Raw genomic sequence first — 14641 nt, 5'->3', positions numbered from 1 at the left:
ACACATATCTAGAGGCTCTGCCTCCCTTGGATAATTCCTGGTAACGAGTAAACTCAAAACTCAAAAATATTAAAAATGGTTCATTTTAACATCGGATTTCAACACTTCAACTCCTTCACAGATATCACACTCTCCTTAGCTAAAGCCTTAGACAAAATGGGGATTCCTATTTCCGTCGAAGACTCAGAAGTTACACCTCGTATGCAGCGCATTTGCACGGCAGAAGAAAACAGTCTAATCGCCAAGTGGATGAGCAACCATCCATCGGATTTGTTTCAAATAAAATGGTCTCATTACTGGAAACCCTATTTTTTAAAAGAACTCAATGGTCATCTGAATTTAGAGTTTTTTGCCATCAACTATGAATTCGCCACCAACCATGATGAATTCGATTATTGGATGTACGATGCTGTCCACACTTCATCTCACAAACTTGCTGTCAGCGAGTATTCTAAAAATGTTTTAATCCAAGCAGGATGTCCCGCCAATAACATCTCCGTCCTTCCTTTGGGATTCAATCCTTTAATCTCCGAACTTTATGCAAAAAAATCTCCCAAAAACCCACCCTATGTAACGTCTATTCTGCACATGACCAATTCTTTTGATTTCTCTAGATTTGGTACAGACATTGCCATTGAAGCTTTTTGTAAAGAATTTCAACATGAATCTAATGTTGAATTAATTATCAAAGACGGTGGCAAAAATCCTGACGTTATAGTAGAAATAATTATGGATTTTCAACAGAGATTTGGTAGGTTTAAACCAAAAGTTGAAATAATACCTAAGTTTTTTGACAAACAAGAACTAGCGAATTTATACTTATCCGCCGATGCTTTTTTAGCTCCCTTTCGTGGCGAGGGTTTTGCCATCAAGATTTTGGATGCTTTTGCCGCAGGTTTGCCCGTGGCGATGCCTCTTTACGGTGGTCCGACCGAGTATGCTAATGTTGATAACTGTTATCCGATTTCTTACGATCTAATTCCGGTAGGATTGTGTTATGATACTCATCATCTGAAAATTAGCAATTCTCCTCATTGGGCGGAACCAAATCTTCAGTCGGTTCGAGAGCAATTACGGAACATTGTTGCAGATTCCCGACGTTTTCATGTGGCTAAAAAAGCCAGAGAGACGGCGGATTTATTTACTTGGGAAGCGACGGCTAGAAAGTTGCTAAGATTAATGAGACAGTTGTTTTAGGAAGGAAAATTATGGCCCTGGAAAGTAAAAGATTTAGAGGAATGTTTGCACCGGGAGAAATTGTACAATTAAAACAGCCTTGTTTTACTCCTGGACGATTGTTTGAACCGGGTAAATATCAGGTTTCTGAATTGCCGGATGTCGCTTTTGATATGGGTTTGGTAGACCATTTACCCTCGGTGAGAGGTAATAGTTCGCAATCTGTAGATGTTGAAAAACCACAATAACGAGAATATAACCTTATGGTGGTAGAAGAATTGCCTTGGGAGCATCCCGATTTTGCATAGGCGAAGCATGACCGCAGACAATTTATTAGCGATAACCAGAGATTTACAGCGGTCATGCTTCGCCCCTACGAATATATTTGCAAAACACAGATGCACCCATTGCTTTTCCCTTCTTCTTTTTTTTTATTCAACTATCTTGATCTATTTGTGCAATTAATTCATTCAAAACTTTACTAGCTTTGTCATTTTCAATTTGACAAGTTCCGGCATTCATGTGTCCACCACCACCATATCTTAACATTAAATGTCCAATATTTACCTGAGAAGTTTTGTTAAAAATGGATTTCCCAACGGCGAAAACAGTATTTTGTTGCTTCAGTCCCCAAAGTGCGTGAATTGATATATTGCATTGGGGGAACAAAGCGTAAATTACAAAGCGATTTCCTGCATAAATAATCTCTTCGTTTCGCAAATCTAAAACAACTAGATTGTCATAAACTTTGGCACAACGCTGTAGTTGTTGTTTGAATTTTTCTTCGTGATCGAAGTAGAGTTCTACTCTTTCTTTGACATCAGGAAGTTCCAATATTTCTTCGATTTTGTGGTTTTTGCAGTAATCAATTAATTCCATCATTAACTGATAGTTGGAAACAGTAAATTCCTTAAATCTGCCTAATCCTGTTCTGGCATCCATAATGAAGTTGAGCAATACCCATTTTTCTGGATGTAAAACTTCGGATTCGGAAAATTGAGCGGAGTCGGATTTGTCAACAGCTTCCATCATTGCTTCGGAAATGTCGGGAAACTTGGCTGGACCTCCATAGTATTTGTATAGTACCCTGGCTGCGGATGCTGCATAGGGGTCGATGATATGGTTTTTTTGGATTTTTTCGTGTCTGAGAGTTTCGCTGAAATGGTGGTCGAAAACTAGATGAGCACCTTCAACATAGGGTAAATTTGTGGTAATATCGTTGTTGGTTATTTCGATTTTTCCATCCTGCATATCTTTAGGATGCACGAATTTAATTTCTTCGATAATATCGAGTTCTTTGAGTAAAACGGCACAGACAAGACCGTCAAAATCGCTGCGGGTGACTAATCTGTATTTTTGAGTGTCTGACATATGCTTTTGAGAAATTGAGGAACTGATTATCACACAATATAACTTATTACTCGATCGCTTTCCACTATGAACGCTGACCCTTATGCTTGGATAGAGAAGGATTTAGACACTATTCACCGCGCCAATTGGTATCGATCGCCACAATCGATCGAAAGTTGTCCAGGCCCTAGGGTAAAATTAGCCGGGGACTGGCTAATTAACTTTGCTAGCAACGATTATCTGGGACTTGCGGGGGATGATAGGTTGATTCAAGCGGCGATGGCTGCAACTAAGGAATTTGGTACGGGTACGACTGGTTCGAGGCTAGTGGGCGGGCACCGCGATTTGCACCGACAGCTAGAACAGAGTATTGCTAATTTAAAACAAACTGAGGATGCTTTAGTCTTTAGTTCGGGATATTTGGCGAATTTAGGGGCGATCGCCTCGATCGTCGGTAAACGGGATTTGATATTATCTGACAAGTACAACCATTCCAGCCTGAAAAATGGAGCAACACTCAGCCAAGCTCAGACTCTAGAATACGATCGCTGCAATGTTGAGGATTTGAGAGCTCTGCTTACTGAACATCGCGATCGATACCGCAAGTGTTTGATTGTTACCGATAGCGTCTTCAGTATGGATGGAGACTTGTGCCCGTTACCGCAGTTATTAGCGGTGGCCAAACAATTTAACTGTATGGTATTAGTAGACGAAGCTCACGCTACAGGAGTTTTGGGCGCTAGGGGCGCTGGTTGTGTCGAACATTTCGGGTGTACCGGAGAAACCTTGATTCAAGTGGGTACACTCAGCAAAGCTTTGGGAAGTTTGGGTGGCTATGTTGCAGGGGATGCTGCTGTGATTGATTTTCTGCGCAATCGAGCTCCCACTTGGATTTATACTACCGGATTGACACCAGCCGACACGGCTGCTGCTTTGGAAGCTGTGAAGATTGTACAGCAAGAACCCGATCGACGACGGAAGCTACAGCAAAATATCCAAAATTTCCGAGATGAGGCGATCGCCAATTACCAGTTACCGATTACCAATTCACTCTCGCCCATTTTCAGTTTTCCCTTAAAGGATGCAGCCACAGCTTTAACCGCTAGTAGCAAACTGAAGGAGATGGGTATTTTTGCCCCCGCCATTCGCCCTCCGACTGTGAGTGTCAGTCGAATTCGGATTTCGCTGATGGCAACTCATGAGTTGGCACACCTTCAGCATTTGGCAAAGGCTTTGGCACAAATTTAAGGGAGAGGGGACAGACGGGGAGGGTAGGCACTCTTGGCGCTACCCCTACAAAACCCTGGTTTTTCTGAGAATCAAACAGCCCTGGGGGAGAGTGGGCTACCGATGCCCGATGTCCTCTGGTTTTTGATTGTCAAGATTTGGCTATTGACTTTCGCAGTCTAGTATACACTATTTTGGTCGCTGGGTCAATATTTATAAAGTTTTTGTAAATTTAGATACTTTTTGCAATTTCGCGCTATATTAAAGGAGTAGCAGGTTACACCAAATTTAATATAAGGAACGTCCACCATGAACACAAATCGCCAAAACGTCAAAAAAATTGCTGAAACCCACCGAGCTAATATTCAGAAGCAACTGATGCACCGCATCGAAGTAGCGAAAGCCAGTGGCAATCAAGATTTGGTTCGGGTGCTGGAAGAAGAAATGAGACAGCTTTAAATCAGCGAACACAACAATTTGTTTTCTAGAATTTGTCTGTGCAGGTCAAGTGATTGTGTGAGAAATGCAGAGTTCTTGCCATCAATACCTGTGAAAGTTCACTCCTCTGTTATTCCGTAGAAAAAAACCCCGGTTGCTTGAAGCAACCGGGGTTTTTTATTAGTCAATCAGGATTAAGTAGAAGCAAGAAGTCATATCAATTCCGGTTGTATCCCACATTTTTCATCTGGGATGCTTTCTGCATGGGCTGCTGAATCCTGATTTGAGCGTTCATCGCGATCGCCAGTTTACACTATTTTTGGTGATGATTGGTTACCCAAGAGCGATCGCAATTAACGCATTTTGGTCATCAATCAGGTTACGGATACGTAATAAACTTGGTTTTTTACCGTTAGCGCAGCCCTCGCAGAGGATCGCAATTTTAACTGGTATCAGATTTAACTCATACCCTCACGTCTCTTGTCAGGAATTTTTAACACTCGTGATGGGAGCGCGACCGAAATTATTGAGTATTTTTACTCACGCTTTGTCTCGGATGATTCACTTTTGCCCCCTCACTCCGTGTATGTGCCAGTTGGGGGTGCGGAATGTGGGCTAGAAGATTAGCTAGGTCAAATTTATCTTTACAATGTTTTAAGAATTAGATATAGACAAACATATATCTAAAGGAATACTCTAGTAGCAGACTAGGGCTATCTAAAGAGGTAGTATTAAGCGAAAAATCGCATTAATATGCGAACACAACCGGTAAATCAGTTGAAATTGCAGAGGGTGTAATGGATTTTGCTTGGAACAGTCAACAAATTGAATTTAAAAAAAAGGTGATTCAATTTGCCCAACAGTCATTGATCTCCGACCTGATTAAACAGGACAAAGAGGAAATCTTTAATCATGATGCGTGGAAAAAGTGCTGTGAGTTTGGTGTTCATGGATGGCCTATCCCTGCACGTTATGGCGGACAGGAACTAGATATTCTCACTACCGCCTATGCTTTGCAAGGATTAGGATACGGTTGCAAGGATAACGGACTGATATTTGCTATGAGTGCCCATATCTGGGCTTGCGAAATGCCCCTGCTGACCTTCGGGACGGAAGAACAAAAGGAAAAATATTTGCCCTTGCTTTGTCGGGAAGGGTGGATTGCGTCCCACGCAGCTACCGAACCACAAGCGGGGTCTGATATCTATAGTCTCAAGACAACGGCTCAAAAAGATGGAGATAAATACATTCTCAACGGATACAAACACTATGTAACCAATGGAACCATTGCAGACCTTTTCATCATTTTTGCTACTGTAGACCCAGCTCTTGGGAAAGAGGGTTTGACGACTTTTATTATCGAAAAAGATACACCTGGTCTCATCCTTTCAGAGCCTATATCTAAAATGGGAATGCGTACAGCAGAAGTACCAGAACTCAGGTTAGAAAATTGTGAGGTACCTGCCGCTAATCGCTTAGGTGAAGAAGGGACAGGGCTAGCCATATTCAATCATAGCATGGAGTGGGAGCGGGGATTTATTCTAGCCTCTGCTGTGGGAACAATAGAACGATTGTTGGAGCAGTCTATTCGTTACGCTAGAAGCCACAAGCAATTTGGTCAAGCGATTGGAAAATTTCAATTAGTTGCCAACAAGTTGGTGGAGATGAAACTGCGGTTGGAGAATGCCAAGTCATACTTATATAAAGTTGCTTGGATGAAACAAAATAAGCAAATGGCTCTGATGGAAGCCTCCATGGCTAACTTGTACATTAGCGAAGCTTGGGTTCAGTGTTGTATGGAAGCAATCGAGGTTCACGGTGGCTATGGTTATTTAACAAATACAGAGTTAGAGCGAGAGCTGCGAGATGCTATTGGCAGTAAATTTTACTCTGGTACCTCTGAAATTCAACGAGTCGTCATTGCTAAATTCTTGGGATTGTAAAGCAAGGTCATCATGCCATATCTACTGCAACATCTGTTAACAAGTAGCGCTCGAACCCATAGCGATCGCGTTGCTGTACAGCAGCAAGAACACACGATCACGTATCGTCAGTTGGACGAGAAAAGTAACCAACTGGCACATACCTTGATAGATGCAGGTATAGAACGGAGAGACCGAGTTGGCATTTACCTCGATAAGTCAATTGAAGCTGTTATTGCTATCTTTGGCATATTAAAAGCCGGTGCCACCTATGTACCTCTAGACCCTTACGCTCCAATAAAGCGGATTACCTTTATCATTAACAACTGTCAGATCAAGTTCCTGATTTCGACACAGCAAAGAATAGATGCTTTAGGAACCAACTCCCTAGAAGAGTTGCAGAGTCTCAACAGTGTGATTCTGACAGATGAAGACGATCGAGCAACGCAGTGGTTGGGAAAAATTGTCAGATGGTCAGAGGTTTTACAAGCTTCTTACAGTCCACCCCCAGAACCAAATCTGACTGAAAACGATTTGGCTTATATCCTTTATACATCTGGCTCGACAGGAACTCCGAAAGGGGTGATGATTAGCCACCGAGCGTCTCTTACCTTTGTGAATTGGGCCTATGACACATTTCAGGTAACAGCAGAAGACCGTGTTTCCAATCATGCGCCGTTTCATTTCGATCTTTCCATCTTTGATATCTTTACAACTATCAAAGCTGGGGGCACGACAATTTTACTCTCAGCCGCTTTATCGGTCTTTCCAATTAATCTGGCTAAATTCATAGCCCAAGAAAGAATTTCGATCTGGTATTCAGTCCCCTCTATTCTCACAAGTTTGGTCTTATATGGTCGATTAGAGCAACATACCTTCCCCGCTTTAAGAACCATTTTGTTTGCGGGTGAAGTTTTCCCCATCAAATATTTGCGTCAGTTGATGGTGCATATTCCCCAGGCCTCCTATTGCAACCTCTATGGCCCCACTGAAACGAATGTCTGCACCTATTACCAAGTTTCACCACTTGATATTGAACTAACCGAATCACTTCCACTTGGCAAAGCCTGCGCTAATACTGAAGTTTTTGTCTTGAGTACAAGTAATGAATTGGTAGCTAAAGGTGAGGTGGGTGAGCTTTGCGTGCGTGGCCCTGGGTTGATGACAGGTTATTGGGATTTGCCTGAAAAGAGTGCTCAAGTCCGAGTTCCCTTTACTTTGCATCGTAGCTTGGGATCTGAGATGATTTACCACACGGGGGATCTTGTCAAAGAAGCCCCGGATGGCAATTATATCTTTTTAGGTCGTCGCGATCATATGATTAAGAGTCGGGGCTATCGCATTGAATTGGGTGAGATAGAGAGCATTTTGTACAGCCATCCTCAAGTGGAAGAAGCCGCAGTAATTCCCATTCCCGATCATGAAATCGGTAATCGGATCAAAGCTGTTGTGGTGCCACGTAGTAGTAACAATCTCACAGAAGGGATGGCTTCGGAAGTTCCTGATGTCTCAATACAGGCTTTAAAATTGTTTTGTGCAGATCGGCTTCCCAAATATATGGTTCCCGATTTGTTTGAGTTCCGTAGTTCCTTGCCCCACACTTCAACTGGTAAAATAGACAAAGTTCAGTTATCTCAAGAAACACAGCAATAACAGGAAACAATACAATGACAGAAGAAAAGATCGAACAAATGCTCAAAGAGTATATCACTCAAGAGTTGGCATACGACCAACCTAACTTGGTTCTAACTAATAGTTTAAAGATCGTAGAGCAACGGATCGTGGACTCAATGGATCTCTTTCGGTTGGTGCGCTTTGTCGAAGAAGAATTTGGAATTTTTTGGGAGCCTGAAGAACTCGTATTAAAAAACTTTGAAACGATTGACCATATCAAAGCTTATATACTTGGTAAATTGGCGTCACAGGTATGAAGGAAGAAGGTATTATTCCCTGAGACAAAAGTAAACATAGGATTTAATCGTTCATTTCTTTGTAATTGACTCCAACTCCACATTGGAATTTTCTGACCGTTCGTGTCTATCCTAATTTGCAATAATCTTAACCCTTCTCAAAAAAATCAATCATGAACAAAATCACTCATCCTAACCATGATTCTGATATCGAAAATCCTCAGAAGGAACCAATCGCGATCGTTGGGATGGGATGCCGTTTCCCAGGAAATGCCGACACCCCAGAAGCATTCTGGGAACTGTTGCGTAATGGCGTAAATGCTGTAACAGATATTCCCTCTTCTCGCTGGGATCTAGAGAGATACTATGACCCTACTCCTGCACCGGGCAAGTTTTATGTGCGTTCTGCGGCTTTCTTAGATACAAATGAGATAGAACAGTTTGATGCCGAATTTTTTCGGATGGCATCGCGAGAAGCGGCGAACTTAGATCCACAACAACGCTTGCTTCTAGAAGTAAGTTGGGAAGCTCTCGAAAACGCGGGAATTGCACCTACATCTTTGGCGGGTAGCCAGACAGGTGTATTTGTCGGTATTCACTGGGATGATTACTCGGCAGAACGCTTTTATATGGTGAATCCTAGTGAAATCAATGCTTACCCTACATTGAGCAATTTACGAAGTTTATCAGCAGGGCGAATTGCCTATGTATTGGACTTGCATGGGCCAACAATGCAAATTGATACAGCTTGTTCCTCAGCATTAGTTTCCGTCCATTTGGCCTGTCAATCCCTGCACGATCGCGAGTGCAATCTGGCTATAGCTGGTGGTGTCAGTCTGCTACTCTCTCCGAAACTAACAGTTGGCTTCTGCCAAATGAAGGTTTTAGCCAAAGATGGTCGCTGCAAAACATTCTCGGATTCAGTAGATGGATTCGTACAAGGAGAGGGCTGTGGTGTTGTTATTCTCAAACGTCTCTCCGATGCTATTCGCGATCGCGATCCGATCTTGGCCACGATCAGAAGTACAGCAATCAATCACGATGGTTACAGTTTAACCCTGACAACACCTGCTAGTGCCGCACAGGAAGCAATGCTGCGCCAAGCCGTAGAAAACGCGCACATTGAGCCGCATCAGGTGCAATTTGTGGAGACACACGGAACCGGAACGCCTTTAGGCGACCCAATTGAAGTTATAGCCTTAGCAAAAGTATTAGGTAAAGATCGTCAAGATCCATTAGTAATTGGATCGATGAAGACCAATATGGGGCATTTAGGGGCAGCCGCAGGTGTAGCTAGTTTAATGAAAGTTGTACTTTCACTTCAGCATGACCAGATTCCCCCCAACTTACATTTTGATAGACCTAATCCGCGTATTCCTTGGCAGAAATTGCCAATTACTGTAGCAAATGAACTGATGCCTTGGCCAGAACATGAACCAAAACTGGCAGGCCTAAGTGCATTTGGTATGAGTGGAACCAATGCCCATGTAATTGTTGAAGCAGCCCCACAGCTACCGCAAGTTGAGTCTTCTGGCGAGGGAATTGAACCTTTATACCATCTACTTACTTTATCTGGTAAGAGCGAAAAAGCTCTCACCGATCTCGTCCATCGTTATTTAACTTTCTTGGACAAGACAGAGGATTCTATAGCAAATATTTGCTATACAGCCGCCGCTGGACGCACCCATTTTGCCAATCGGTTAGCTATTGTGGCTAACTCGAAAGCAAATATATCCCAACAGCTTGATGCTTTTATCAAGGGTAAACAAATTACAGGCACGATCCAAGGTGATACTTACCAAGGAACGCCTAAAATCGCTTTCTTGTTTACTGGACAAGGTTCCCAATACGTTGACATGGGACGCGAACTTTATGAAACGCAACCTACTTTTCGCCAAGCGTTGCAGCAATGCGATGAAATTCTGCGTTCTTATTTAGACCGACCCATTGCGTCAATACTTTATCCCGATCAACCAGAAAACATCATCGATCTCACTGTCTATACGCAACCTGCGATTTTTGCCTTTGAATACGCTCTCTTCCAGTTGTGGAAATCCTGGGGCATCGTACCTGATGTTGTGATCGGACATAGTGTAGGCGAGTATGTCGCGGCTTGCGTGGCAGGGGTGTTTAGCTTAGAAGATGGCTTAAAGCTGATTGCAACTCGCGGACAACTAATACAGCAATTGCCCCACGAAGTGCATGGCAAAATGGTCAGCGTTATGGCAAGCGAAGACCTCATAAATCTAGCGATCGCGCCCTACGGTACACAGGTGTCTGTAGCCGCAGTCAATGGCCCGCAGAGCATAGTCATCTCCGGTCATAGTAATGCCATAGATGCGATAGTCGCCGAGCTGAAAACCAAGCAGATCAAAACCCATGAGCTAACAGTTTCTCATGCGTTCCATTCACCGCTAATGGAGCCAGTATTAAAGCCCTTTGCTGAAGTCGCTGCACAGGTGACATACTCTGTACCCACAATACCCCTGATATCTAACCTCACAGGCGATCGAGTAACGGACGATGTAGCAACCTCTGATTATTGGACTCGCCATATTAGTCAGGCCGTGAGATTTGCCGATGGCATGAATACCCTACAAAAGATGGGGATAGAATGCTTTGTAGAAATCGGGCCTAAACCAATTCTCTTAGGTATGGGAGCTAGTTGCCTGGTTGATGAGGAAAAACGCCTTCTATGGCTACCTAGTATCCGTCCTGATACAGAATCATCCACTGTAGTGGAAAGTTTAGCTCAATTGTATGTTCGCGGTGTCAATATCAATTGGAAAGAGTTTTTCCAAGCCCAACACCGTAGCAAAGTGGTATTACCAACTTATCCCTTTCAAAAAGAGCGCTGTTGGATTGATGTCAGACAAGAGCGTATTGCCAGAAAGAGCAGTGAAATCTGTGCACATCCCTTACTACAAGAGAGGATTTATTCATCCGTACTCAAACAAGGAGAAGTTCAGTTTGAGGCTTACCTTTCTACCGACGATCTGCCCTACTTAGCAGAACATCGTGCTTTCGGTCAAGCAATTATGCCAGCTTCCGCCTACTTTGAGATGGTTTTGGCAGCGGGAAATCAACTTTTTGGAGACCGTGCGATCGCCTTTGAAGATGTAGCAATTGAAAAAGCTCTCAAGCTAGAAGAACCTCAAACATTGCAACTGGTCTTGACCCCCGATCCCGAAGGCTATTCATGGCAAATTTTTAGTTTGGTCTTCATTAACGAAGAAACAACTTGGACGCGCTACGCAGCAGGAAAGATTAGCGTAGGGAAAGAGCTCCCAACTCCAGACAATAAAGCAAATTTAACTGCTTTACAAGCTGACCTCCAAGAACACAAGGACATAAAAGCTTTCTATGAGCAAGTCGCCACCCGAGGGATGGTCTATGAGGGAAGCTTCCAAACTGTGCGTCGCTTGTGGCGTTCTGAAGGAGAAGCCCTCGGACAAATTCAACTGCCCAAAAATATTCTCAACCATCCCTATCATTGGCATCCGGCTCTGTTAGATGGATGTTTCCAAATCCTTTTAGCAGCTCTGCCTACTGACTTTGCAGAAACTTATTTACCTGTTGCCTATCCGCATTTTACATTTTGGCAGCATCCTACCCGCGAGGTTTTCAGCTACGTTAAACTTCATGGAGAGCCCGGTCAAGAAACCCTGAAGGCAGACTTGCAGTTAATTGGGAAAGATGGTCAAGTTTATGTCGAAGCGATCGGTCTGCAACTGAAAAAGGCTCGGTTGCAAGCATTACAGCAGAAGCAACCCTGGAAAGATTGGCTTGTGCAAGTTGCCTGGAAAGAAGTCCAAAAAACAGCAGGAACTGCAAGCACAACAAACAAAGGCGATTGGTTAATTTTGGCAGATCGCACTGGTGTAGCCGAAACCTTAGCTGACTTGTTGAAGGGAAGCGGACAGCGATCGCACCTCGTCTATGCCAAAACAACTGATGGGAACTCCAAGCCAGAGCAATATGCTATTAACTGGACAGACCCAACCGACTGGCAGCAATTGTTGGCGAGTAAATCCTATCAAGGCGTAGTCTACCTTTGGAGCCTTGATGAAAATGACTCCTGCGATTCAAGCTGCGAGCAAGTATTGCATCTAGTTCAATCTCTGACTTCAGCAAAGACTTCCCCTCGATTGTGGTTGGTTACGCAAGGGGCACAGTCGGCGCTCAAGGATGATACAGTTGCTTTCTGGCAAACACCGATCTGGGGACTAGGTAAAACGCTATCTCTAGAACACCCCGAATTTTCCACCACCTGTTTAGACTTACCATCCGATCGTCACTCCGATGAAACGGTTGAAACGGTTAAGTCTTTACTCCAAGAACTACTCGCACCTGATCTAGAAGACCAAATTGCTTATCGAAACGGGACACGCTATGTAGCTAGATTAGAGTCTTTCCACCCCACACAGGCACCAAGCATTGCTCCTGTAGCGTTGAAACTGACCAGCTACGGCACGCTCGACAACTTGACTTTGGTTCCCGCTTCTGCCCCAACGTTGGCACCTGATGAAGTCGAGATCAAAGTTCGGGCAAGTGGACTTAATTTTAGAGATGTGCTGCGTGCGTTAGGCATGATGCGCGAAGTTGAGGAGTCTTTAGGTATTGCTGCAACAGCCAGCGATATATTGTTCGGCTTTGAATGTGCAGGCACGATCGAGCGCGTTGGCAAACAGTCGTCTGACTTTAAAGTAGGCGATGCCGTCATTGCCTACACATCAGGTAGTTTGGCAACTACGGTTAAGGCTAAAGCAAAATTGGTAGTTCCTAAACCATCCGAACTCAGTTTTGAAGAAGCAGCAACGATTCCTGTTACTTTTTTGACAGCCTATTACGGCCTAGTCAAATGCGCTCAAATTGGCCCAAATGATCGAGTATTGATTCATAATGCGGCTGGAGGTGTAGGTCAAGCGGCTGTTCAATTAGCCAAGCTGAAAGGAGCAGAAATTTTTGTGACAGCTAGCCCCCCCAAGTGGGATTTTTTAAAGTCCCTTGGTGTTAAACATATATACAGCTCGCGCAACCTTGATTTTGCCGAACAGATAATGACTGACACCAATGGAAAAGGCGTGAATGTCATCCTCAACAGTCTAACTGGCAAGTTTATCGATCGGAGCTTTGACGTACTTACCCAAGGAGGGCGCTTTGTAGAAATCGGTAAACTTGGCATTTGGGATGAGGAGAAATTGCAATCACAGCGCCCTGATGCTACTTATTTCCCCTTTGATTTAGGAGAGATGGATGGGGCCCAAATTTCTTCAATGTTTCTGGAATTGATGACTATCTTTAAGGAAGGTAAGCTCAAACCATTACCGGCCAAAGTTTTCCCAATTACCGAATTTGTAAATGCTTTCCGCTATATGCAGCAAGCTAAGCACATTGGTAAAGTGGTGTTAAGTTTTCAGACTCCAGAAAATGTAAGGGTTCGCCCAGACAGCAGTTACCTAATTGCGGGAGGATTGGGAGCATTAGGATTAAAGGTGGCTGAGTGGCTGGTAGAACAAGGTGCTAAACATCTAGTTCTGACAGGACGAAGCAGTGTCAAACAGGCAGCAAATGAAGCTATCAGAAAATTAGAGCAGGCAGGTGCTAAAGTCTCGGTAATTAATGCCGATATTTCTAATCAGGAGGATGTCCAAAAAATACTGAGTGAATGCCCTAATTTACGTGGAATTGTTCATACCGCAGGTGTTTTAGATGATGGTTTGTTGAAGGAGCAAACACCTACTCGCTTCAAAAAAGTCATGGCATCCAAAGTACAAGGAGCTTGGAACTTGCATACCTTGACTCAAGATTTATTCTTGGACTTCTTTGTATGTTTTTCCTCCGCTGCCTCTTTGTTGGGGAATGCAGGTCAAAGCAACTATGCCGCAGCTAATGCCTTCCTTGATGGTTTAGCTCATTATCGGCGATCGCAAGGTTTACCAAGTTTAACCATAAATTGGGGGCCTTGGGGTGAGGTAGGAATGGCAGCAGCTTTTGCTAGTCGTTTGAAAGCCCAAGGTTGGGGTATTATTCCAACTGAACAAGGCTTGCAAGCATTAAACTACTTGGTCAAAGACGAAGACTGCGATCGAGTAGGGGTACTGCCTATGAACTGGTCGAAATTTTTGGAACGACTACCAAAAATTACGCCATTCTATGAAAACTTCCAGACAACTGTTACACCATCTGAAGAACGACCAGCTTTAGTTTCCCAACTAAAAGCTACTCTGGCTAACGAGCGCCGAACAATTTTGATGGATCATGTTCGTTCCACCATTAGAAATGTAATCGGATTAAATGCCAGTACCAGGATTGAGCCGCGCCAGTCTTTATTCGACTTAGGGCTTGACTCCCTAATGGCGGTGGAATTGAGAAACTATCTGGAAAAAAGTGTCGAACATTCTTTGCGCTCAACTCTACTCTTTGACTATCCAACCTTAGAAGCGTTGGTGAATTACCTGCTACAAGAGGTTCTAGTTCTAGAGGATATGAGTGTCCAGCAAACAGAAGACCAAACGACATCAACCCAAGTATTTGAAGAACTTCCAGAAGAGGAAGCGGACATTTTACTTGCCAGCAAGTACGAAGAACTCAATAAACTACTAGGTAATATTTAAC

General features: G+C 43.6%; 9 protein-coding genes. 8 read left to right on the top strand and 1 reads right to left on the bottom strand.

Translation table 11 applies throughout. The features are described 5' to 3' along the window. Positions 1–75: 75 nt before the first annotated feature. Positions 76–1197 (top strand): glycosyltransferase family 4 protein, encoded by a 1122-nt coding sequence (locus ACBR23_RS03140; protein ID WP_371118702.1) that lies wholly within the window; start codon positions 76–78, stop codon positions 1195–1197. 11 nt (positions 1198–1208) lie between these two features. Beyond that, a complete protein-coding gene (locus tag ACBR23_RS03135; protein WP_341737256.1) occupies positions 1209–1424 on the top strand; it encodes a hypothetical protein in 216 nt (71 codons plus the stop codon). 187 nt (positions 1425–1611) lie between these two features. Here ACBR23_RS03135 and ACBR23_RS03130 read toward each other — a convergent pair whose 3' ends face one another. Then, a complete protein-coding gene (locus tag ACBR23_RS03130; RefSeq protein WP_371118701.1) occupies positions 1612–2547 on the bottom strand; it encodes an exopolyphosphatase in 936 nt (311 codons plus the stop codon). Positions 2548–2613: 66 nt separating this feature from the next. On the opposite strand from ACBR23_RS03130, the gene bioF reads away from it, so the two are divergent. The 6 genes from bioF to ACBR23_RS03100 all read left to right on the top strand — a co-directional run bounded on the left by bioF (position 2614) and on the right by ACBR23_RS03100 (position 14640). Beyond that, entirely contained in the window at positions 2614–3774 is a 1161-nt protein-coding gene (gene bioF / locus ACBR23_RS03125; RefSeq protein ID WP_371114626.1) for an 8-amino-7-oxononanoate synthase, read from the top strand. Positions 3775–4062: 288 nt separating this feature from the next. Beyond that, positions 4063–4212 carry a hypothetical protein gene (locus ACBR23_RS03120; protein ID WP_341737259.1) on the top strand — a complete coding sequence of 50 codons (150 nt, stop codon included), beginning with the start codon at positions 4063–4065 and terminating at the stop codon, positions 4210–4212. Positions 4213–4988: 776 nt separating this feature from the next. Beyond that, entirely contained in the window at positions 4989–6134 is a 1146-nt protein-coding gene (locus ACBR23_RS03115) for an acyl-CoA dehydrogenase family protein (RefSeq protein ID WP_340522716.1), read from the top strand. A 12-nt stretch (positions 6135–6146) separates the two neighbouring features. Continuing rightward, positions 6147–7766 carry an amino acid adenylation domain-containing protein gene (locus ACBR23_RS03110; RefSeq protein ID WP_371118700.1) on the top strand — a complete coding sequence of 540 codons (1620 nt, stop codon included), beginning with the start codon at positions 6147–6149 and terminating at the stop codon, positions 7764–7766. 14 nt (positions 7767–7780) lie between these two features. After that, positions 7781–8044, top strand: coding sequence for an acyl carrier protein (locus ACBR23_RS03105; protein ID WP_340522711.1), 264 nt, complete (start codon positions 7781–7783; stop codon positions 8042–8044). 152 nt (positions 8045–8196) lie between these two features. Next, positions 8197–14640 carry an SDR family NAD(P)-dependent oxidoreductase gene (locus ACBR23_RS03100; RefSeq protein WP_371118699.1) on the top strand — a complete coding sequence of 2148 codons (6444 nt, stop codon included), beginning with the start codon at positions 8197–8199 and terminating at the stop codon, positions 14638–14640. The last annotated feature ends 1 nt before the right edge of the window (position 14641 follow it).

It is taken from the genome of Microcoleus sp. (assembly GCF_041354475.1).
Classification (GTDB): domain Bacteria; phylum Cyanobacteriota; class Cyanobacteriia; order Cyanobacteriales; family Microcoleaceae; genus Microcoleus.
This window is presented reverse-complemented; position numbering and strand designations above follow the sequence as displayed.

Coding starts and splice junctions, on each gene's coding strand:
- ACBR23_RS03140 (WP_371118702.1), top strand. CDS start 76: ATGGTTCATTTTAACATCGGATTTCAACACTTCAACTCCTTCACAGAT.
- ACBR23_RS03135 (WP_341737256.1), top strand. CDS start 1,209: ATGGCCCTGGAAAGTAAAAGATTTAGAGGAATGTTTGCACCGGGAGAA.
- ACBR23_RS03130 (WP_371118701.1), bottom strand. CDS start 2,547: ATGTCAGACACTCAAAAATACAGATTAGTCACCCGCAGCGATTTTGAC.
- bioF (WP_371114626.1), top strand. CDS start 2,614: ATGAACGCTGACCCTTATGCTTGGATAGAGAAGGATTTAGACACTATT.
- ACBR23_RS03120 (WP_341737259.1), top strand. CDS start 4,063: ATGAACACAAATCGCCAAAACGTCAAAAAAATTGCTGAAACCCACCGA.
- ACBR23_RS03115 (WP_340522716.1), top strand. CDS start 4,989: ATGGATTTTGCTTGGAACAGTCAACAAATTGAATTTAAAAAAAAGGTG.
- ACBR23_RS03110 (WP_371118700.1), top strand. CDS start 6,147: ATGCCATATCTACTGCAACATCTGTTAACAAGTAGCGCTCGAACCCAT.
- ACBR23_RS03105 (WP_340522711.1), top strand. CDS start 7,781: ATGACAGAAGAAAAGATCGAACAAATGCTCAAAGAGTATATCACTCAA.
- ACBR23_RS03100 (WP_371118699.1), top strand. CDS start 8,197: ATGAACAAAATCACTCATCCTAACCATGATTCTGATATCGAAAATCCT.